Origin of the sequence: Bacteroides caecicola (genome assembly GCF_023337095.1) — a bacterium.
GTDB classification, from domain to species: domain Bacteria; phylum Bacteroidota; class Bacteroidia; order Bacteroidales; family Bacteroidaceae; genus Phocaeicola; species Phocaeicola gallinarum.
This window is the reverse complement of sequence record NZ_JAMBLM010000016.1, coordinates 24,991-45,299: the sequence shown is the minus strand read 5'-3', so window position 1 is coordinate 45,299 and position 20,309 is coordinate 24,991. Positions and strand designations below refer to the sequence as shown.

19 protein-coding genes are annotated in these 20,309 nt (G+C 48.5%); 10 read left to right on the top strand and 9 right to left on the bottom strand.

Annotated elements, in window-relative coordinates; all coding sequences use genetic code 11:
* Window position 1: 1 nt before the first annotated feature.
* On the bottom strand, window positions 2-817 hold the full coding sequence (locus M3085_RS12705) for a phosphorylcholine transferase LicD (protein ID WP_178256047.1): 816 nt from the start codon (window positions 815-817) through the stop codon (window positions 2-4).
* Window positions 814-2,181 carry a bifunctional cytidylyltransferase/SDR family oxidoreductase gene (locus M3085_RS12700; protein ID WP_204501126.1) on the bottom strand — a complete coding sequence of 456 codons (1,368 nt, stop codon included), beginning with the start codon at window positions 2,179-2,181 and terminating at the stop codon, window positions 814-816. Before M3085_RS12700 ends, M3085_RS12705 begins: the two co-directional genes overlap by 4 nt.
* A 300-nt stretch (window positions 2,182-2,481) precedes the next feature.
* On the opposite strand from M3085_RS12700, the gene M3085_RS12695 reads away from it, so the two are divergent.
* Window positions 2,482-3,711, top strand: a complete 1,230-nt coding sequence (locus M3085_RS12695; protein ID WP_249053184.1) for a site-specific integrase — start codon at window positions 2,482-2,484, stop codon at window positions 3,709-3,711.
* A complete protein-coding gene (locus M3085_RS12690; protein ID WP_249053183.1) occupies window positions 3,708-4,079 on the top strand; it encodes a hypothetical protein in 372 nt (123 codons plus the stop codon). The genes M3085_RS12695 and M3085_RS12690 overlap by 4 nt, the downstream gene beginning before the upstream one ends.
* Before the next feature lie 33 nt (window positions 4,080-4,112).
* On the opposite strand, the gene M3085_RS12685 is transcribed toward M3085_RS12690, so the two are convergent.
* Entirely contained in the window at window positions 4,113-4,262 is a 150-nt protein-coding gene (locus M3085_RS12685) for a hypothetical protein (protein ID WP_249053182.1), read from the bottom strand.
* Window positions 4,263-4,350: 88 nt separating this feature from the next.
* Between M3085_RS12685 and M3085_RS12680 the strand changes: the two genes are divergently transcribed.
* Window positions 4,351-5,544: a primase-helicase family protein gene (locus M3085_RS12680; RefSeq protein ID WP_249053181.1), complete on the top strand. Its 1,194-nt coding sequence runs from the start codon at window positions 4,351-4,353 to the stop codon at window positions 5,542-5,544.
* Between the two features lie 570 nt (window positions 5,545-6,114).
* A complete protein-coding gene (mobV, locus tag M3085_RS12675) occupies window positions 6,115-7,485 on the top strand; it encodes a MobV family relaxase (protein ID WP_249053180.1) in 1,371 nt (456 codons plus the stop codon).
* 77 nt (window positions 7,486-7,562) lie between these two features.
* Here mobV and M3085_RS12670 read toward each other — a convergent pair whose 3' ends face one another.
* Window positions 7,563-8,126, bottom strand: coding sequence for a Crp/Fnr family transcriptional regulator (locus M3085_RS12670; RefSeq protein WP_021928157.1), 564 nt, complete (start codon window positions 8,124-8,126; stop codon window positions 7,563-7,565).
* A 157-nt stretch (window positions 8,127-8,283) separates the two neighbouring features.
* On the opposite strand from M3085_RS12670, the gene M3085_RS12665 reads away from it, so the two are divergent.
* From M3085_RS12665 to M3085_RS12650, 4 genes are all read left to right on the top strand, one after another.
* The gene (locus M3085_RS12665; protein WP_021928755.1) at window positions 8,284-8,610 is read left to right on the top strand and encodes a DMT family transporter; all 327 of its coding nucleotides are present in this window, start codon (window positions 8,284-8,286) and stop codon (window positions 8,608-8,610) included.
* Window positions 8,611-8,625: 15 nt separating this feature from the next.
* Window positions 8,626-9,828 carry an MFS transporter gene (locus M3085_RS12660; RefSeq protein WP_249053193.1) on the top strand — a complete coding sequence of 401 codons (1,203 nt, stop codon included), beginning with the start codon at window positions 8,626-8,628 and terminating at the stop codon, window positions 9,826-9,828.
* Between the two features lie 428 nt (window positions 9,829-10,256).
* On the top strand, window positions 10,257-10,856 hold the full coding sequence (locus M3085_RS12655; RefSeq protein ID WP_249053179.1) for a hypothetical protein: 600 nt from the start codon (window positions 10,257-10,259) through the stop codon (window positions 10,854-10,856).
* A gap of 4 nt (window positions 10,857-10,860) precedes the next feature.
* Entirely contained in the window at window positions 10,861-11,148 is a 288-nt protein-coding gene (locus M3085_RS12650; RefSeq protein ID WP_178256049.1) for a winged helix-turn-helix domain-containing protein, read from the top strand.
* Window positions 11,149-11,517: 369 nt separating this feature from the next.
* On the opposite strand, the gene M3085_RS12645 is transcribed toward M3085_RS12650, so the two are convergent.
* Genes M3085_RS12645 through M3085_RS12625 form a run of 5 tightly spaced genes read right to left on the bottom strand, consistent with a single transcriptional unit; the run spans window position 11,518 to window position 16,408 of the window.
* Window positions 11,518-12,750: a DUF4861 domain-containing protein gene (locus M3085_RS12645; RefSeq protein WP_249053178.1), complete on the bottom strand. Its 1,233-nt coding sequence runs from the start codon at window positions 12,748-12,750 to the stop codon at window positions 11,518-11,520.
* A gap of 46 nt (window positions 12,751-12,796) precedes the next feature.
* Window positions 12,797-14,209, bottom strand: a complete 1,413-nt coding sequence (dacB, locus tag M3085_RS12640) for a D-alanyl-D-alanine carboxypeptidase/D-alanyl-D-alanine-endopeptidase (protein WP_249053177.1) — start codon at window positions 14,207-14,209, stop codon at window positions 12,797-12,799.
* Window positions 14,210-15,550, bottom strand: coding sequence for a dihydrolipoyl dehydrogenase (lpdA, locus tag M3085_RS12635; protein WP_249053176.1), 1,341 nt, complete (start codon window positions 15,548-15,550; stop codon window positions 14,210-14,212).
* Window positions 15,551-15,583: 33 nt separating this feature from the next.
* Complete coding sequence (locus M3085_RS12630) at window positions 15,584-15,976, bottom strand: hypothetical protein (RefSeq protein ID WP_178256053.1); 393 nt, start codon at window positions 15,974-15,976, stop codon at window positions 15,584-15,586.
* A gap of 15 nt (window positions 15,977-15,991) precedes the next feature.
* Window positions 15,992-16,408 (bottom strand): PH domain-containing protein, encoded by a 417-nt coding sequence (locus M3085_RS12625; RefSeq protein WP_178256054.1) that lies wholly within the window; start codon window positions 16,406-16,408, stop codon window positions 15,992-15,994.
* 147 nt (window positions 16,409-16,555) lie between these two features.
* Between M3085_RS12625 and nadB the strand changes: the two genes are divergently transcribed.
* Entirely contained in the window at window positions 16,556-18,142 is a 1,587-nt protein-coding gene (nadB, locus tag M3085_RS12620) for an L-aspartate oxidase (RefSeq protein ID WP_178256055.1), read from the top strand.
* A gap of 352 nt (window positions 18,143-18,494) precedes the next feature.
* On the top strand, window positions 18,495-20,231 hold the full coding sequence (locus M3085_RS12615) for a tetratricopeptide repeat protein (protein ID WP_249053175.1): 1,737 nt from the start codon (window positions 18,495-18,497) through the stop codon (window positions 20,229-20,231).
* Window positions 20,232-20,309: the final 78 nt, after the last annotated feature.

Below are 20,309 nucleotides of genomic sequence, written 5' to 3'. Positions count from 1 at the left end.
CTTATCGGTTATCTAATAATTCGGGATGCAGGTAAATGGCATGTATCTTTCGCTTATCTTCCGGCGGAATATCCATGTAGTTGCGATACAGGTCTTTCAGGTAGGCATCGGGATTACAGGGTGCGCTGAAGCGTTTTCCTTCAAACTCGATTTCGCCCAGCGGGAAAATAGAATCGCGGCGGTGCATGATGCCGTAGCCGTTATTGATAAGTACGTTTGATATATAGGTGTCTTTCGGGTAGAGCATACAAAGTACGCTCCACACCGTCCGGTAAATGCCGTATTTTGCACCGAACCAGAAAAATTCTGCCAGCGAACGCAACGAATAATAGTGGGGGGCGTGCAGGATGGAATATGCCGTTGAGATGCCTTTCGTAAACTTCTTTACCCACGGCTTCGGCACACTGGGATAGTCAATAAACGGAAAGATGTCGACAAACAGTCCCTTTTGATAGTCTCCCCGCATATTGTCTCCGCTTTCAAGGTACAGCGAATTGAGGTCGCGTATCTTGATTATCGGTTCTTTGCTCGATGGGTCGGTTTCAGGAGTTTGGAGAAACAGGCCGTCGCGCAGTTCCGACGGGGCGATGCGGATGAAGCGTTGCAGGTCTTCGAGGCGCATGGCAAGGTCGATGTCATCATCCCACGGGATGAAGCCGCCGTGACGCACAGCCCCCAGCAAACTGCCGCCATCTAACCAATACGGTATCTGATGTTTGCGGCAAATCCGGTCTATCTCCTCCAAGATGCCAAGCTGTTTCAGCTGACATGCCCGCAGGTTCCGTTTCACATACTCAGTCAAGAAAGGATTCTTCATACCATTTCTCGTTTTACGTCGATTACTTGTCCGGTATAGTCGGACGCAAGGGTTTGGAGAGTCGCCTCTGCTACCTTGTCGGCAGAAAGCAAAGTATCTTCCGGCTCAATGCCGAAATTATGCACCCGCATGGGAGTCTTTGTCCGTTCAGGGTTGACACAGTTGATGCAGATTCCGAAGCCTTCCCACTCTTGCGCGATGGCTTGTACGAAGTTGACTATCGCCGCTTTCGTCGACGAGTAGATACTGTAAAAGGCACGTCCGCGTGTATAAGAGCTGGAGGTGAAGAACACCAGTTTTCCTTTCGTTTCCTTCAAATAAGGAAAGGCTTCAAGGGCTACGTTCACCGTTCCCATGTAGTTGGTCTGTACCGCCGAGACAATCGTTTCGTAATCCGTAGCTATCAGCGGCTCTTTGTTCAACACTCCGGCTGTGTTCACCACAAAGTCTATCCTGCCCTCTTTTGCAAATACTTCTTTCAGCGCATGGCTCACCTGATTGCGATCGCCTACGTCAGTATGGTTCAAGCTACGCGAAAAACGATATACTTTTCCGCCGTGCTGTTCCAACATGCGTGCCACTTCAGCACCGATGCCGTAACTTCCGCCGAACACCACGGTTACTTTGTCGCGCAACAGGGTTATATCTATCGCTTCGTGGTTCAGTTCGCTCTTACGGAGTTGGAAAAACTTATCAAGCAGATAAGTATCCTCTTTGTATGTCAGCTTCATGTTGCTTTCCTCGCCCGCTACAACATAGATGGGCACATCGGGCAGGTATTTCTTTACCACGCCACAGTCGTCTGTCACCTTAAAGGCAGCATCTTTAAGCGCAATCTCATACGCCCGGCGGATGGTGTCTATCGAAAACGCCTGCGGGGTCTGTCCGCGTTTCAGCCGCGAGCGGTCGGGTATCTGACTGATAAAATCGCCTTCCACCTCGATAATCGTATCGGCAGAAGGAAGTGCCACATCAATGGCATCGTATGTTTCGAGCGCTTTCACCACATCATTGATGATGCGCTGGCTTACCAACGGACGCACGGCATCGTGGAATATCAGATTAACATCCGCTCCCGCGTATGCTTCGATGGCAGAAAGGCTGGAATGATAACGCTCCTGCCCTCCCTTCAATATCTTCTTTACTTTCTTCCATCCGTTTTTGATTATCAGGTTCTCAAACTCCGAGATATAGAAAGGATTAGACACGATGGCTATTTCGTCGATATGCGGATTCGTCTCAAACACTTCCACCGTATGCTCTACCACCATCTTGCCTGCCACTTTGAAGAACTGCTTCGGAGTAGAAAGTCCCAAACGGCTCCCCACCCCTCCTGCCAATACCACAGCTATGTTTTTTCTCATCATCTGTTACGCATTAAAGATTATTGCAAACTTAGCGAAAATCTATGGAAAAACCTCCAAAATTCGGCAGATTAACGCAATGTAATCTGTGAATTAAGTAGTTATGAGAAAATCGCGGAAGTTGGATAGAGGGCTGAATAGCGTTTCAAAGCGGATTGGAGAAAGAGAACGGTTTCCTAATCGTTACCCGTCAGAAATGCAGATTTAACAGTCACCGTTCCGTTTGCGCCGCTCTGCGTAGGTTTGCTTGTCAAGGTTTAACTCGTTGATTTATAGTTTTGCAACCAAAAAAGAACGAGTATGACAAGGAGCACATTTCGCGTGCTGTTCTATGCGAACGGCAGCAAGGAGAAGAATGGAATTGTCCCCATCATGGGACGGGTTACAATCAACGGAACGGTGGCGCAGTTCAGTTGCAAACGGAGCATCTCAAAAGAACTTTGGGATGCAAAGGGCAACCGTGCCAAAGGCAAGAGCGTGGAGGCGAGGGAAACGAACCTTGCGCTCGACAACATCAAGGCGCAAATCATCAAGCACTACCAACGCATATCCGACCGTGAGGCGTTTGTGACGGCAGAAATGGTGCGCAACGCCTATCAAGGCATAGGCGGCGAGTATGAAACGCTGCTCAAAGCCTTCGACCGTGAGAACGAGGTGTTCAAGAAGCGTGTCGGCAAGGACAGGAAACTGGCGACCTATCAGTCAAGGGTAGTGGCAAGGAACTATGTGGCGGCATTCATCAAGTCATTCTACAAGCGCAGCGACATGTCGATGCTGGAACTTACGCCCGACTTCATCAAGGAGTTTGCGGTCTATCTCGCCACGGAAGCGGGATTACGCAACGGCACGATATGGGAGAAGTGCATGTGGCTGAAAGGCGTGGTGATGCGTGCGCACTTCAACGGGCTGATACCGAGAAACCCGTTTGCGCAGTTCCACATCAGCCCGAATGTCAAGGAGCGTGAGTTTCTGACGGAGGATGAGTTGAAGGCGGTGATGACGCACGAGTTCTCAGATCCGAAACTGGCATATATCCGTGACCTGTTCGTGTTTGCGAGTTTCACCGCCCTTTCTTTCGTGGACATCAAGGAACTGACCAACGACCGAATCGTGGAGGTGAACGGCGAGAAGTGGATTATCTCCAAGCGTCACAAGACGGGCGTACCTTTCCAAGTAAAGCTGCTGGACATCCCCTTGCAGATAATCGAGCGTTACCGACCGTTCCAAGAAAACGACTTCGTATTCCCCAATCTGAACTATTGGTCAATCTGCAAGCCGTTGAAGAAGATGATACGGGAATGCGGCGTGAATAAGGACATCAGCTTCCATTGCTCACGTCATGGATTCGCAACCCTGGCTCTCTGCAAGGGTATGCCGATAGAGAGTGTAAGTCGTATTTTAGGGCATACGAACATCGAAACGACCCAAATCTATGCGAAGATAACCGTGGAGAAGCTGGATAACGACCTCACGATGCTGGGCGACAAGTTGAGCAAGTCATTCGGTAACATCAAGGTGGCAGGGATATGAAACGGGCAATAATCACGATGGACGAGAGCGGCAGGGTTGCCATACCGTCCGATATAGCCAATGTGTGGATGAGCGAAATGGAGTTGGTAACGCTGTTTGATATAATCGCCCCGACACTCCGTGCCGCCGTCCGAGCCGTGTACAAAAGTGGAGTGTTGCAACCTTACGAAGTGGAAAGGCGCATCAGGTTGCCTAACGGTTATTATGCAGAAGCGTATGCCTTGCCAATGGTCGTGGCACTCGCTTTCCGCATCAATACGCCAAATACAGCAAGGGTGTGCAATGCCCTGTTGGAAAGGCTGTGCTTGCGAAAAGGCAGACAAATGCTTTGGCTTTCGTTAGGCAACAGCACATCGTGCAAGTGTTAGCGGGTGCGGTTGCGTGTCAATACGCCAGTGCATTCACACAATCCAAGTCTGCCCGAAGAAGTGAACATCTCCGCCTCTTCGGGCTTTTTCTTTTCGTCTTTTGATGGCTGGCATTATCCGTTTCGCCGCATTTTCTTGTTCGTCGGGTTCTTTTGCGCCGTTCTGCATAGTTTTACGTATCAAGGTTTTAGCCATCCTGCCGTAGCTTTGCACCCATGTTCAACCCGCCTGCCGACAAGGTGTCGGCGGCACTAAAACCTGTATTTGAGATATGGAAAAGAAAGAAGAATTCATCCGAGTAGGCACAACGCTCTACAAGATTGTGAACCAGCCCCGCATTGACGGCGGCTATGTGAGGAAACGCATTGCATGGAACTCCGAGACCCTGCGGCAGGACTACGGCAAGGACTACATGGCAGGCATCCCGAAGTATGACGGCTTCTGCACCGTACCCGACCATGTGGACTACCAGCCCGTAGTCGGCAAGTTCCTCAACCTCTACGAGCCGATAAGCCATGTTCCCCGACAAGGCGACTTCCCATGTATCCGTTCACTGATGGAACACATCTTCGGCGAACAGTACGAGTTGGGCATGGACTACCTGCAACTGCTGTATCTGTACCCTATTCAGAAACTACCCATCCTTTTGCTCGTGTCCGAAGAACGGAATACGGGCAAAAGCACGTTCCTGAACTTCCTGAAGGCTGTATTCCAAAACAACGTGACGTTCAACACCAACGAGGACTTCCGCAGCCAGTTCAATTCCGACTGGGCGGGCAAGCTGCTCATCATGGTGGACGAGGTGCTGCTCAACCGCCGTGAGGACAGCGAAAGGTTGAAGAACCTCAGCACCACGCTTTCCTACAAGGTGGAGGCGAAAGGCAAAGACCGTGACGAGATAGGCTTCTTTGCAAAGTTCGTGCTTTGCTCCAACAACGAACACCTGCCCGTCATCATCGACGCAGGAGAGACACGCTATTGGGTGCGGAAGATAGTTCCGTTACGGAATGACGATACCGACTTCCTGCAAAAACTGAAAGCGGAGATACCCGCTTTTCTCCATTTCCTGCAACACAGGCAGTTGTCCACCGAAAAGGAAAGCCGCATGTGGTTCAACCCGAAGCTGCTGGAGACGGATGCCCTGCGGAAGATAATCCGAAGCAACCGTAATCGGTTGGAGATAGAAATGGCGGAACTGCTGCTCGACATCATGGCAAGCACGGGTGTCAGTTCTGTTTCTTTTTGCCTCAATGACATCATCCCGTTGCTCGTCTGCTCTCAAGTCAAGGTGGAGAAGTCGCAGGTTCGGAAAGTGGTGCAGGAGTGCTGGAAGCTGGCTCCTGCATCCAATTCGCTTTCCTACACCACCTACCAATACGACTACAACCGTGAATGCCGTTACTCACCCGTCAGGAGGATTGGACGCTACTACACGGTGAGCAAGGAACAGCTGGAAACACTCTGATATTTTGATGAAATGATGAAAGCATATATAAACATAAAGAATAACAGCAACTTACATACTCATCAAACGCTCAACAAAAGGATTGGGCTGATGAAAAGAGAAAGCGGACACAGCCTCACACATCACTTTTCTTTTGGCGAGCGGTTTGATGAAACGCTGATGAAAGTATATTGCAATGTATGTCAATGTGTTAGACTATCAAATCATCAATTCATCGGATTTTCACCCCCTCATCAAATCCGCTGTGGGAACGGCAGCACAATCCCAGCCTGTATGCCGTTGTGCCGACAGGCAATCATGCCGGCACAACGGCACGGAATATCATACAAGGCTGGCAAAAAGAGAAAGGCAAAGACAAGCCGCCGACACCGCCGCAGGCTTTTGGGAAACAAAAAGCCATAGCTCATTAGGGCGTTTTCTTCACGCACCGCTGACGCTAATGCTAAAAACGCCCCAATGAGCCAACGGGGTTACACCTCTCTGGACACCCCCGTTTGCCCCGTGCGGTTATGACCGCAGGCAGACGGACACCGACAAACAAGTTTGTACAACCTAAAAAACAAGAAACGAATGGGATATATCAGCATCCAAATCAACAAGGCGAAAGGTTCGGCTGACACGGGCGCATCCGACCATATAGAACGCAAGACCACGCCCAAGAACGCAGACCCCACACGCACCCATCTCAACCGTGAGTTGGTGGAGTTTCCCGACGGCGTGGCAGACCGCACCGAAGCGATAAGCCACCGCATCCGCACAGCTGGCATCAAAAGGAAGATAACGCCCGACCAAGTACGGGCAATCCGCATCGTGCTTTCGGGTACGCATGAAGATATGGTGAGAGTGCAGGACGAAGGCAGGCTGGGTGAATGGTGCGATGACAACCTGCAATGGCTGCATCGCACATTCGGCAGGGAGAACACCGTTTCGGCAGTGCTGCACATGGACGAACACACGCCGCACATCCATGCAACGGTAGTGCCGATAGTGACGGGAGAGCGCAGGAAAGCCAGGCGGAAGCAGGCGGACGCCAAACGCACTTACCGCAAGAAAGCCAACGCCGTGCGCCTGTGTGCCGATGACCTACTGACACGTGAGAAACTGGTTGCCTACCACGACAGCTATGCAGAGGCAATGGCGAAATATGGCTTGCAGCGTGGTGTCCGTGGTTCGGAAGCACGGCACACCACCACCGCCCAATACTACCGTAACCTGAAACGGCAGACGGGAGAGCTTGAAGCCAATGTGCGGCAGTTGCAGACCGAACAACAACAGGCGGAACGGCAGCTTGACGAAGTGAAAAAGGAAATCAAGTCGGAGAAGCTGGAAGCCGCCAAGACCGAGGCGAAAGCCGCACTCGTGGCAAAGGTAGGTTCTCTTTTGGGTAGCGGCAGACTGAAAGAGTTGGAAGCCGACAACCGAACCTTGCAAGGCGAGGTTGCCGCCCGTGACGAGAGTATCGAATTATTGCAAAAGCAGATGGAGCGGCAGCAGGAGGAACACAGCCGCCAATTGATGGAACTGCAAGCCAAGTACCGCAGGGAAATGGCGGACAAGGAAGCGGCACACCAAGAGGAAGTGTCATTCCTAAAATCCATTATCCAAAAAGCCAAGAAATGGTTTCCGCTGTTTCAAGAGCTGGTGTATATGGAGAAGTTCTGCCTTAAAGTCGGCTTCAACGAAAGGCAGACTGCCACGCTCATCAGCGGCAAACCGCTGTTCTACGTGGGCGAGCTCTATTCGGAAGAGCACAGGCGGAAGTTCACAACCGAGGAAGCAGGCTTCCAAGTGGTAAAAGACCCGAAAGACAAGTCCAAGCTTGCACTTGCCATCAACGGGCAAGTGATTGGAGAGTGGTTCAAGGAGCAGTTTGGCAGGCTGTTCTCATCCGTTAAAAGGACGGTTGAACCGCTTAGGAGAGGCAAGGGCATGGGATTATAAACAATACCAACGGAAGAATAGCAAGTTTGTGTTTGGGGCAGACCAAAACCGCTTGCTATCCTCAGTTGGTTGAAACGTCATTTTATTTGTGCCCGAATCCTACTCAAACTTGCCTGTGTGATGCCTAAATAGGTGGCGATACTTCCTAACGGCAACCGCTGTAACAAATCAGGCTCTTTCTCCAACAACTCGTGATACCGTTCCGAGGCGACGGCTGACAACATGGAAATCAGCCGTTCCTCGGCAGCAAGCAGTTCCATTTCCGCATAACGCCGTCCCCAATTGGCTATGTGCAAATCCTTCAAGAATAACTCTTTCAGTTTTTTCCTTTCCAATACATATAAGACAGAATTTTCCATCAGCTCCATTGTTTCATACCCCGGTTCGTCATTCACATATCCTTTCATGGAAACAATAGTCGCCCCTTCCTTGCCGACCCAAAAGGTAATTTCTTTCCCCTCTACCGAAGTATAGGCGCGGACAATGCCTTTCTTGATGAAAAAGATGTCTTTTTCTATCTTGCCATATTCCAACACTTGGAATCCTTTTGGGTATGAGACTTCCGTCAGGCATTGCCGCAACTTGTCCAAAGACGCATCTGGCATGGCATATCTCTGGTTGATGATTTCCTTTATATCCATAAGTCATTTTGTTGTGGTACAAAATTATAAAATAGCGCACAGAAACAGCTGCTAACGGCTGTTTTTTTGTCAAATGCAAAATCCGTTTTTACCAAATGTAAAAAACGGTTAGAAATTACTTGCTTACTTTTGCACCCGAATTTAATAAATCATAGGTATGAATTGGATAATTTTATTTTTGGCAGGATTGTTTGAGGTAAGCCTTACATTCTGCTTGGGAAAAACGAGAGAGGCATCAGGTATTGGTTTTTATCTGTGGGGAAGCGGTTTCTTGGCTTCCACGGTATTGAGTATGGCATTACTTGCCAAAGCGGTTCAGACTTTGCCTTTGGGCACGGCATACGCCATTTGGACGGGTATCGGAGCGGTCGGCACGGTCTTGATTGGGATATTCGTTTTCAAAGAGCCGGCCACTCCCATACGGCTTTTCTTCCTGTTCACGCTCATTGCCTCCTTGATTGGATTGAAAGTTGTGTCATACTGAAAGGAGGAATAAATGATGAAATATGAATTGAGAGAAAACCACGGCATTCCGGCACCTCTGCTGGCTCTGATGGCAGTCGCTACCGGGCTTTCCGTTGCCAACTGCTACTACAACCAGCCTTTGTTGGGCAGCATGGCAAAGGATTTTGGGGTAAGCGACTTTTCTGCCAGCATGGTTGCGACATTGACCCAGATAGGTTATGTAATCGGACTTGTGTTTGTCATTCCGCTTGGCGATTTGGTTTCACGAAAGCAGCTGATATTGACCAATTATATCATTTCATCGTGCGCATTGTTTGCCATAGCACTTGCCCCTAACATCTATTGGGTGTGGGGCGCATCCTTGCTTGCCGGAGCATCTTCGGTTATGCCGCAGTTCTTCATCCCGTTGGTGTCTTTCCATTCAGCACCAGCACACAAGGTACGCAACGTGGGGATTATACAGTCCTGTCTGCTCATAGGCATTCTTGGCTCACGGGTGTTAAGTGGTTTCCTGGCTGATATGTGGGGATGGCGTTCCGTCTATTTTGTGGCCTGTGTGTTTATGCTCGGATGCTTTCTTATGATTTACAAGATGCTTCCCGTTCTGCCTGCTCGTTCACGTGAAAATTATGCGGGTCTGATGAAATCCTTGTTGCGTCTGCTTGCCAAATACCCGTACTTGCGTATCGCTTCGTTGAGGGCGGCATTGGCTTATGGCTCGTTCTTTGCGTTGTGGAGTTGCCTTGCTTTCCGGATGAAGCAAGAGCCATTCTTTGCGGATGACGATATTATCGGGGCACTCGGTTTGTGCGGATTGGCAGGTGCGTCTACGGTTGTATTCATTAGCGGCTATATCCAGAAGTACGGCGTAAGGTTCTTCTCCATTGTCGGGGGATGTGTTATCTTGGCTGCATGGTTGTTGGCATTTTTTGGAAATGACAGCTACTTGTGGATGATAATCTCCATCCTTTTGATTGATGCAGGAATGCAATGCATCCATTTGTCAAATCAGACCAGCGTGGTCACCCTCGACGCATCCGCCATCAACCGAGTCAATACCGTTTATATGACCATCTACTTCCTGAGCGGTTCTGCTGGTACGTTCGTTTCAGGTCTGTTTTGGCAACATTACGGATGGGCAGGCGTGGTAGGAGTAGGAGTTGCCTTTACCGTGGCTTCCTTGTTCGTTAATTGCTTCCAACCAAGACTGCATAAGGATGAATGCTCAATATTCTGACTAAAATAATTTTTGGAATGATCCTTTCAGTCTGAATATTTTTCATACCTTTGTACCGTAAGAGTTTCCCAAACAAGCAAAGCGATGTAGACCACGGCAATTAGGACGGTTGCCAACTCATTACCTGAAAACGAAGTAATTCTTCTAACTCTCTTGATTTCAAAGAGGTATATTCCTTATACAGATTTACGGAAAATCTGTGATATAAACGAAATATGACGGGAGTAATGTCATTTCATTTCGCATACGGCTGCCGAGCCCGCAGCCGGAGCATGAAATCTTTTTCGCTTCCCGATAAAAAAAGTCTGAATATTATTTGGTTTATAAAATAAACTACTTTATATTTGCAACAACAAGAGCAAGCAATAGCGCGCATTGCTCTTACTCTTGATTAACCTATATAATCAACTACTAAAAAATTAAGAAGTATGGAAGACAGAAAAATCAATGAAATGGAAAGTCTTGAGCTTATCTCCGAGATGATAAGAAAGACAAAGAATGAAGGTTCTATGAAAGAAGACTACAACACGTTTCTTTACTATGGATATGCGGCAGTAATCATTTCGATTATAGTATGGGCAGGGATTCACTTTACCGGGGAATTGGAATTTTCGTTCATTTGGTTTGCCATGTTCGTGCCATACCTATGGACTACGTTTGCCGGAAAGCAAAAAAGGCCTGAAGTAGTTACTTACCTTGACAGTATGCTTGGAAACATTTGGAAAATCATAGGGAACATGTTTGCACTCACAACCCTTGCCATCGTAGCGACAGGGGCATACGTGGGGATAATCAATTTTTCACTGATGATGCCTTTATCCATTATCTATGCAGGCATCGGCACTGCCATGACGGGACTTGTCATTAAAGAAAAAGCATTCGTATGGCTTCCGCTGGTAGGGCTTCTCGCTTCGGTATATATGCTCCTGTCCGACGGGTACGACAATTCATGGAATATTCTTTTTGGTCTGTCGTTTCTTGCTTTCATGGTGATACCTGCACACATTGTCAGAAGTAAAGCTAAGTAAGTGTATGAAAGAACTTGATCCTCTATTACATTCGCAGCTCCGGTTGGCAATCGTATCGCTACTGCTGTCGGTTGAAGAAGCTGATTTCAATTATCTCAAGGAGTACACTCAGGCTACTTCTGGTAACTTGAGTGTACAAATTGACAAATTGTCCGAAGCCGAATATATAAAAGTAAGAAAAGAAATCGTGGGCAAAAAGACGAGAACCTCTTGCTGCCTTACAGACAAGGGACGGGAAGCGTTGGCTGAATATGTAGCTGCCTTAAAAGAGTATCTCGGCAAACTGATGTAACAGCATACCACACTGTTACTGTGCCTTTAGAATTTCTCGAATTTATGTTTCTTTACATATTTCATTCAACAGACTCTATCTGAAAATGAAACAGTTAGAACCGTTCCGCTCGACTAAAACAAAACATAAAATCTCCTGACAAAACACTCCCAAAACGCTACCGTTAGCGTTAGTCATCTCATGCGGTAGCGTTGCCCAACGCTTCCCATAGCGTTGTCCGGTTGTATGGGTAGAATTTTTCAAGCTCCCGACAAAGCGGAAAACGTTTAAACAAGTGCATAAAAAAACGAAAGTTGCCCGACAAACTCCGCCCTGCAAGCGGGGTTTTCAGGCAACTTTCGTCTTTCTGTTTCTATGAAGCAGCGTACGTTATTCTATCGTAACCTGCAACGGGTTGCGTACTTTAGCTGCAAAGTTTTCCAAGTAATTCGTCCAATCTTCCGGTGCGGCAAAACCGTATTTGCTCCATCCCGAACCCCAATAATATACGTAATCGTCATCGGGGGCGTACGGACTGATTGCCAACACATGACCTAAGGCGTCTCCTACGGGGGCGTCAAACAGCTCTGCTTTGGCTTCCGTTACCGGATAAGGGAATACGGCTCCTACGTAAACAGTACCGTTATCGGCATTGGGTTCGGTAGTAGGGTCGGCATAGGCGATATAACCTTTTTCGGCATTGCAAACAAATTCTTTCGGATGGGCGGCGTGAATCACCAAGCCGGTTGCAAGGGGAGTTTCAGCCGTCAGATAGGCATAATTGACCGTTGTCTTGTTTAGCTGAGAGCCTTTGTCGAGCTGGATGATACGTGTTTCCACCACGTTCGAGTCGTTTTTTACCACTAAGGGGTTATAAACTAACTTGACGGTGAAGCGAAGCGGCCCGTTATCCAGCACCTCGCATTCGTTGTAACAATACGGGTATATCAGCTTGCCGTCGGGCATCAATGCCGATGTACCTCCGCCCAGTGTAGGTCCTACGGCGTAACAGTCCATGCCATTTCCGTGGTCTACGTGGTATGAAATGGTCTGACGCAGGCTGTCGGCTTCCGCCTTCTTGCCGGCTTGCTGCAAAGCGTGTATTGCTGCCCACGATGCCGAATCGAGTTCCATCCGGTAACGGTCTTCCACCACAAGTTCTTCGGTGTTTTTGGTAAACACATCGTAGCCGTATGCCTTTTCGCCGGAGCGCTGAAGCGCAGGACCGTAAGCGCGATAGGCAGCACGGTCGTTCTCCCACGCCACATCGTCGGCACGCTCAGGATACTGTCGCCCGTATACCACCGTATTGACAAGTATCGGTTCTCCCTCTTGAATCGTATATCCTACCGTAGCCTGTGCTGCCACTGAAGCCGGAAAAATCAGCTTGTCATCGTACGTAAGCTGGTAGGGAACTTCTTGGGCTTTGTCATCGTAAACCACTAATTGCGCCGTATCGGGCAAGTTGAGTTTTCTGAACACTTCTTCCGCCGATACCTCAACCATTTCGCCGGAGCGCTCCATGTTCAGAGGGTTGGTTATTGTTACCGTAACCGCCTGTTGCTCGTCAGTACAACTATATGATGCAGCCACACAAGCGAATGCTAATAAGAATTTTTTCATAAACATAGTCTGATTAAATAAACATATTCAAGGTATGCGCACCGGTTTACCCGGCTACCAGAATCTCGCATACCTTATCCTGAAAGTCGCGTGCCTGTCTTGCCTTCAGCACGTTCTGATTGATAATCACAAAAGCATATACATGACCGCCATGACCGAAAGCATACCCCGCCAGCGAACAAACGCCCGTAACAGTTCCCGTCTTAGCCCGCACCCTGCGGAAAGCCTGCGTCCGCCCCATGCGGTACTTCAAAGTCCCGTCAATCCCCGCTATCGGGAGCCCTTCGTACAACGGATGATATACCTCCGGACGATGGTAAGCGTATTTCAGGTAAGCCAGCAGCAGGTCGGGCGACACGTAATTATATAACGACACGCCACTGCCGTCTACTATCTTGTAATTCTTAGGAGAACACCCGATACTGTCTTGCATGAACCGGCTGATGGCTTTCTGCGCCTCCCGGCTACCTATCCCCTTCGACTTGCGTGAGCCATGCAGCCCCAAATGGTAGAACATGGATTCGGCAGCCAGATTGTCACTTTCTTTCAGCGCACGCTTTAAGACGGCTTCCAACGGACGCTTCCGCACTCCCAGCATACATGCTTCCGCCGGAGCCTCAGCAAAGCCAATGCTGTCGGCACTGACCGCTATGCCTTTCTGTCGAAGCCGATATCCCAACGTCTGCACAAAAAAGCGTTGCGGATTATAAACGTTCAGCGTGGCAGCCTGACGAGAAGAGACATTGCCTGAAACAAGGATGCGGTTTTCATTTGCCAGCCAGTTTCGGGTAATCTGCAAGCCTCCCGCCGAAGGCACTCTGGTAAGAGAGCGGTTGTCTACCTCATAGCAATCCGACTCCGGAGCTATTTCTATCCGTCCCGCCTGCCCCGGATTACCCGGCTCTATCGTTACATCGACACAGCCTCTGTTCAGCATCAGCGGAGAAAGATAGGGTTGAAAGGCTTCCGGCGTATCGTCCCACGACCAGCCTTCACCCCAATAAACAGAGTCTTTCATTGATACATCGCCTATCAAACGTCCGTCTATCCGGCGAATCCCTGTACGGTAAACCGAATCGACCAACGCCAACAGGTCTTCTTCCATAAACTCAGGGTCGAATCCTCCTATCACATACAAATCGCCCTTTAACCGCCCCGCCTCAATGCTGCCTGTATAAGCCAGCCGGGTAGCATAATCGTAATCTTTCCCAAGCTCCGACAATGCCGTGACCGAAGTAATGACTTTCTCGATGGAAGCAGGGCGATATAACTTATTTGCCTGATAGCGGTACACGGGAACATCGTCCGTAAGGTCATATACCGCTATTCCTACTTCGGAAGTATTTAAAACGGAAGAGGAGATAACCAATGCGTCCAGCTTTTCAGCGATGGTCTGCGCATCGGTTCTGCCTCCTACCCAGCATAATAAAAATGCCAATAACAATTTTATACCTTTCATTTACAACTCCTTGAAAATCTCTCCCACCGTGGGATGCGGAAATACGTACCGCTTCCAGTCGGAAAGTTTACGTCCGTCTTCTATCATCATACCCGCCAGAACGATTAGCTCTGAAGCCGGGTTTCCTAACAGATGCGCACCTAAAATCGTCTCGTCTTCGCCCACCAATACTTTGCACACGCCGTTTACTCCTTCGTTTTCGGCAACGAAGCGTCCGGAATAAGCCATCGGCAACTTTACGGCACGATACGGGATTCCTTCTTTCTGCAACATCTCTTCTGTCCGTCCCACCGAAGCCACTTCGGGGTTGGTGTATACCACGCCGGGAATTGCACGGTAGCTCATGGCATCTGCTTTTCCTAAAATATGATGAACCGCCACTTCCGCCTCGCGCACAGCCGTATGAGCCAATAACGACACGCCGTTTAAGTCGCCGCAAGCATACACGCCCGCTACCGAGGTTTGCAGATGCTCGTCAACCTGTACCAAACCGCGCGCTGTGAGTTGCAAACCGAGATTCTCCAGCCCGAAGCCTTTCATCACAGGGCGTCGGCCGGCACTTACCAATACCTTCTGTACTTCCACATTGCCCTCGCCGTCTGCATTCTTATATAATACACGTGCACCGGTATCGGTCTTTTCAAATCCCGTTACGCAGGTATTCAACAAGAATTTTACGCCTCGCTTGCCGTATTCGGCACGTAACAGAGCAGCCAGTTCGCCATCAATGCCGCCCAATATTTCGCCTGTCATCTCAATTACAGTTACTGCCACGCCCAAGCTGCTGAAGAAAGAAGCGAACTCCATGCCTATCACTCCGCCGCCCACAACGGCAAGCGAAACGGGCAGCTCCTTATTGTCGAGCGCCTCGCGATGCGTCCAATAATCTATTTCTCCAAGTCCCGGAATGGGGGGAATCGCCGTTTCGCTTCCCGTACAGAGAATCATCTTTTCACACTCGTATGTTTCTTCCCCGCAACGAACCGTATGCGGGTCGATAATTTGCGCTTCTCCGGAAACGATTTCTACGTGTTGGGCAGTCAGTTTTGCCTTTACTCCCAACACTAACTTACGCACGACTTTTGTTTTTCTGCTGATTATCTTGCCCAAATCAAACGCAGGCTCGGAAACCGATACCGCATATTTTCCGGCATGGCGCGCCGTGTCGTAAACTTTTGCCGAGTAAAGCAACGTCTTGGTTGGGATGCAACCTTCATTCAGACATACGCCGCCCACACTTTTCTTTTCAAACAAAACCACGCTCAGTCCGGCTTTTCCGGCTGCTTCTGCCGCCGTATATCCTGCCGGTCCTCCACCAATCACTGCCAGTTGATATTTCATCTTATTATTATTTACGGTTAAACAAAATGCTGCTTATTCTTCTTTTTTATAATCTGCATGGGGATTCCGCTCTCTTGCACAGCGGATAAACTCGTCTACGTCTTTCGGGTCAAAGTTAATAAACCCTTTCGTATAATAGATGGTTACCCTTCCTTTCAGCCATGAACCCTTTTGGCGGACGATGCGCGTTACGCCGTATGCCTTGATGCTTCCGCTGAAACCGCGCTTCAGCCAGATATCGCCGTTTTCTTGAACCAGTATACACGTCATCAGCTCATCGGCAAGCAACAGAACGGGAAGGATGAGCGGCAGCAGATTCCAGTAATTCTCTGTCTGCACCGCCAAAAGAACAATCGCTATAATAAGTATAATCACCCCTAACCAAACTTTAAAGGGGGTACGCCGAATCTTAAATTTTCGTGTCATAATATTGATGTTAAGTTATATATTTACCTTTATCGAGGCGTTTTGTTTCAGTAGTGCTTGTACAAATGCCTCTTGGTTTTGAGGCGAAATTAATATATAATCTTTAAAAGACCGCTTCCGATAAGTAATTTTAAGCCGGTCGAGCGACAACGCCGGTGCCGATTCGGGGAATTTGCTTTTTTCGATGCTGACAATCTGAGCCACATCGATCGATGCCCCCTTCATAAACCGTCCGACTTCTATCACCAGCTTTCCGTCTGCCGTAACCACATACTGCGTATGAATCAACGCTTCGATCAGGAAAATTACAATAACGGCAAAAAGCAGCGTCAGCAGCAGTTCATGAAACCAAAAGCAAACAAACAGGAAGCAAGAGAAAAGGGCGATTATCCCCCAATACCACCATCCTACCTTTGTATGAAACGTTCTCATCTTTATTAATCACTCTAATCCGTTAAAATCCTCGTGAAGATAATAATTTCTCTCCGAAAACAAACGCATCCATGAAAAAAAGATACCCGGCGTTACGTCTAACTTACTTTTTTTGTAGTTTTGTAACATCTTAAACAATACTTACACATGATTAGGAAATTTGATTTTCTCGTTATCGGTTCAGGGATAGCCGGAATGAGTTTTGCCCTGAAAGTGGCACATAAAGGCTCTGTCGCCCTTATCTGTAAAGCGGGGCTGGAAGAGGCTAATACTTACTACGCGCAAGGAGGTATCGCATCGGTGACCAATCTGAAGGTAGATAACTTTGATAAGCATATCCACGACACGATGGTAGCGGGCGACTGGATCAGCGACCCGGCTGCCGTGGAAAAAGTGGTTCGCAACGCTCCGGCACAAATCGAGGAGCTGATAAAATGGGGCGTGAATTTCGACAAGACGGAAAACGGTGAGTTTGACCTCCACAAAGAAGGCGGACACTCTGAATTCCGCATCCTGCACCACAAAGACAATACGGGGGCGGAGATTCAAACCAGCCTGATAGAGGCTGTACGCCAGCACCCTAACATCACCGTTTTCAGCCATTTCTATGCGGTGGAAATAATCACTCAACATCATTTGGGCATCATCGTAACCCGCCATACGCCGGGAATAAAATGTTACGGCGCATACGTGTTAAACGAAGAGACGGGCGAGGTAGATACCTTCCTGTCGAAGGTAACGGTGATGGCTACGGGCGGATGTGAAGCCGTGTACCGCCACACCACCAACCCGCTGGTAGCCACGGGCGACGGTATTGCGATGGTGTACCGCGCAAAGGGTTTGGTGAAAGACATGGAGTTCATTCAGTTCCATCCCACTGCGCTTTACCATCCGGGCGACCGTCCGAGCTTCCTGATTACCGAAGCCATGCGCGGTTACGGAGCCGTGTTGAAGAACTTGGCAGGCGAAGAGTTCATGCAGAAATATGACCCGCGCCTGTCTCTTGCTCCGCGCGACATCGTGGCACGTGCCATCGACAGCGAGATGAAGCAACGGGGCGAAGACCATGTATATCTTGACGTAACGCATAAAGACCCCGAAGAAACCAAAAAGCACTTCCCGAATATCTATAAAAAATGCCTCAGCCTCGGCATCGACATCACGAAAGATTATATCCCCGTGGCTCCCGCTGCCCATTACTTGTGCGGAGGCATCAAGGTAGACTTGGATGGTCAGTCGAGCATCAAGCGGCTGTATGCCATCGGAGAATGTTCATGCACCGGGCTTCACGGCGGAAACCGTCTCGCATCCAACTCGCTCATCGAAGCTGTGGTTTATGCCGACGCTGCCGCCAAACATGCCATGAGCGTACTCGACCGCTATGACTTCAATGAAGACATCCCTGAATGGAACGACGAAGGAACCATCAGCACCGAAGAACGCATCCTGATTACGCAAAGCATGAAAGAGGTGAACCAAATCATGGAAGCCTACGTGGGCATCGTGCGGAGTAACCTGCGCTTGGTGCGTGCATGGAACCGTTTAGACATTCTTTACGAAGAAACCGAACGCCTCTTCAAGCGCGTAAAAGCCTCGCGCGAGATTTGCGAACTGCGTAACATGATTAACGTGGGTTACCTGATAACCCGTCAGGCAATGGAACGCAAAGAAAGCCGCGGACTGCATTACACCATTGATTACCCGCACGCCGCAACAGACAACAAACAAGCATAACACATTATTTCAGTGCATTTTACGCAGCACAAAAGGCATACCGTCAACGCTTCCCGGCAGGTTACGGTATGCCTTTTTCATACACCCTATTCCGCCCGCAAACCTATGTTGTAATTCAAATTTGTAACTAGCTTATTTTAAAGACTTTACACTTTAAGCATAGAATAAAAAAAACGCTACCGTTAGTGTTGACCAACTCTTGCGGTAGAATCAGGTAATTCTATTCGAAAGACCCACCCGTTCTATGGGTAGCGTTTTTTGAGGTATAACGAAAGACTCTAAACGTATTTTTTTAACTCAGACAGTTCTTTATTTCTTTGGGGAAAATTTTTCCTTATATTTGTCTGCCGATATGAAACAGTTGCCAGTCTATATCGTCGGAATGCTGTTGATGCTTGTAAGCAGTTGTTACAAGCATCATCCCTATCCTGCCGCCATGCAGCAGGCTGTCTGCCTGATAGACTCCCTGCCCGACAGTGCCCTTGTGTATTTGGAGGCTTACGCAGAAAACATTTCCCAAGAACCGGAAGAGACACAGATGTATTACCACCTGCTGCGGATAAAGGCGAACGACAAATTGTATATAACCCACACGTCCGACAGCCTCATCAACCGCATTGTTGAGTTTTACAAAGCACACGATGACAAGGAACGCCTGACGGAAGCCTATTACTATCAGGGGAGCGTGTACCGCGACCTGCACAATGCGCCGCAAGCCGTTGAGTGTTTCCGCGCCGCAGCGGAAACAGGGCTAAGCTGCCCGGACAAACGAGTGATGAGCAAGATATACGGACAGATAGCTGCCCTTTTCGCCTATCAGGGATTATATAAAGAAAGTTGGGATGCGGCACGTTTGGAATACGCATACGCCGATACCGCTCAAAATTTTCAGGGGATGGCATTTGCCCTCCGCAACATGGCGCGTATCTATCACGTATTCGGCAAACCGGACAGTGCCGCCCTCGCCTACCGGAAAGGGTATGACCTCGCCATACAAAACCATGCGAACCATACGGCGTATTCGATTTTATCGGAATTGGGAGGATTGTATTACGAAGAAAAGCAGTTTGATTCCGCATACAGCATTCTACGACAAGTTTTATCCCATTATTCATTCCCCAATGCCAATATGCTGATGGGAGGTGTTTATTATGAATTAGGGAAACCGGATTCCGCCGAACATTACATTCGGCAGGTATTTAAATATGGCACCTTACATAATAAAACAAAAGCCTACGAAATATTTGCGAAAATATCGGCATACCGACAAGATTATATCCAAGCATACCAGTATATGCGGAAATATGTAGCATATCAAGACTCCATCGATTTCATAACCAAAACCCAAGAAGTAGCCAAGGTCAATGCGCTTTACGATTACCGAACTACCCAAAAAGAAAACCTGCGGTTAAAAGAAAAGACAACCCGGCAACGCAACCAAATAACCGAACTGCTGTTGCTATTCGTGTTTTTGACGGCAGTCGGAATAATTTTTTATCTGCGGACGAAGAAAAAGCGGAGAACCGTATGGGAACAAACCCAACGATTGATGTTGCTTCAAGAAAACCGTTACTCCCAAGCCCGGAAAACCTTGCAAGCCCACGAACAAAAGATCAAAACGCTGACCGAACAACTCCATTCCGCCACGTTGAGAAACGATGAATTGGAACGTACGCGGGCAGAAGCACAAAAAATCGCGTTGGAAGCGGAGAGCAAGCAACTCCACCAATCCATTGAAGAACAAAAATCACAGATCTTATACTTTGAGCAGTCGGAAATTTATTTGAAACTCCACCGTGCCACAAACAGCCGCGACCTGAGCGAAGAAGACTGGGCCGCATTGCAAGCCGAAATAGATTCCGTCTATTCCCAATTTACCCACCGGTTATTGGTACTTTATCCCCGGTTATCCCCCGTAGAAATCCGTATCTGTTACCTGATAAAGATAGGTATTCCGGTGTCACGGATAGCCGGTTTACTTAACCGTTCCGTTCCCGCCATCACTGCCGCCCGCACACGCATGTATAAAAAACTCACAGGAGAAACCGGAACGGCAGAAAAAACTGACTTATTAATACTTGATTTATAGCTCATTATAAAATGTAAACAAAAAGTAAACACGTTTTTTCATGGCTGTTTGAGTGGATTTTCTACTTTTAAGAAAAAC

Coding starts and splice junctions, on each gene's coding strand:
- M3085_RS12705 (WP_178256047.1), bottom strand. CDS start 817: ATGAAGAATCCTTTCTTGACTGAGTATGTGAAACGGAACCTGCGGGCA.
- M3085_RS12700 (WP_204501126.1), bottom strand. CDS start 2,181: ATGAGAAAAAACATAGCTGTGGTATTGGCAGGAGGGGTGGGGAGCCGT.
- M3085_RS12695 (WP_249053184.1), top strand. CDS start 2,482: ATGACAAGGAGCACATTTCGCGTGCTGTTCTATGCGAACGGCAGCAAG.
- M3085_RS12690 (WP_249053183.1), top strand. CDS start 3,708: ATGAAACGGGCAATAATCACGATGGACGAGAGCGGCAGGGTTGCCATA.
- M3085_RS12680 (WP_249053181.1), top strand. CDS start 4,351: ATGGAAAAGAAAGAAGAATTCATCCGAGTAGGCACAACGCTCTACAAG.
- mobV (WP_249053180.1), top strand. CDS start 6,115: ATGGGATATATCAGCATCCAAATCAACAAGGCGAAAGGTTCGGCTGAC.
- M3085_RS12670 (WP_021928157.1), bottom strand. CDS start 8,126: ATGGATATAAAGGAAATCATCAACCAGAGATATGCCATGCCAGATGCG.
- M3085_RS12665 (WP_021928755.1), top strand. CDS start 8,284: ATGAATTGGATAATTTTATTTTTGGCAGGATTGTTTGAGGTAAGCCTT.
- M3085_RS12660 (WP_249053193.1), top strand. CDS start 8,626: ATGAAATATGAATTGAGAGAAAACCACGGCATTCCGGCACCTCTGCTG.
- M3085_RS12655 (WP_249053179.1), top strand. CDS start 10,257: ATGGAAGACAGAAAAATCAATGAAATGGAAAGTCTTGAGCTTATCTCC.
- M3085_RS12650 (WP_178256049.1), top strand. CDS start 10,861: ATGAAAGAACTTGATCCTCTATTACATTCGCAGCTCCGGTTGGCAATC.
- M3085_RS12645 (WP_249053178.1), bottom strand. CDS start 12,750: ATGAAAAAATTCTTATTAGCATTCGCTTGTGTGGCTGCATCATATAGT.
- dacB (WP_249053177.1), bottom strand. CDS start 14,209: ATGAAAGGTATAAAATTGTTATTGGCATTTTTATTATGCTGGGTAGGA.
- lpdA (WP_249053176.1), bottom strand. CDS start 15,550: ATGAAATATCAACTGGCAGTGATTGGTGGAGGACCGGCAGGATATACG.
- M3085_RS12630 (WP_178256053.1), bottom strand. CDS start 15,976: ATGACACGAAAATTTAAGATTCGGCGTACCCCCTTTAAAGTTTGGTTA.
- M3085_RS12625 (WP_178256054.1), bottom strand. CDS start 16,408: ATGAGAACGTTTCATACAAAGGTAGGATGGTGGTATTGGGGGATAATC.
- nadB (WP_178256055.1), top strand. CDS start 16,556: ATGATTAGGAAATTTGATTTTCTCGTTATCGGTTCAGGGATAGCCGGA.
- M3085_RS12615 (WP_249053175.1), top strand. CDS start 18,495: ATGAAACAGTTGCCAGTCTATATCGTCGGAATGCTGTTGATGCTTGTA.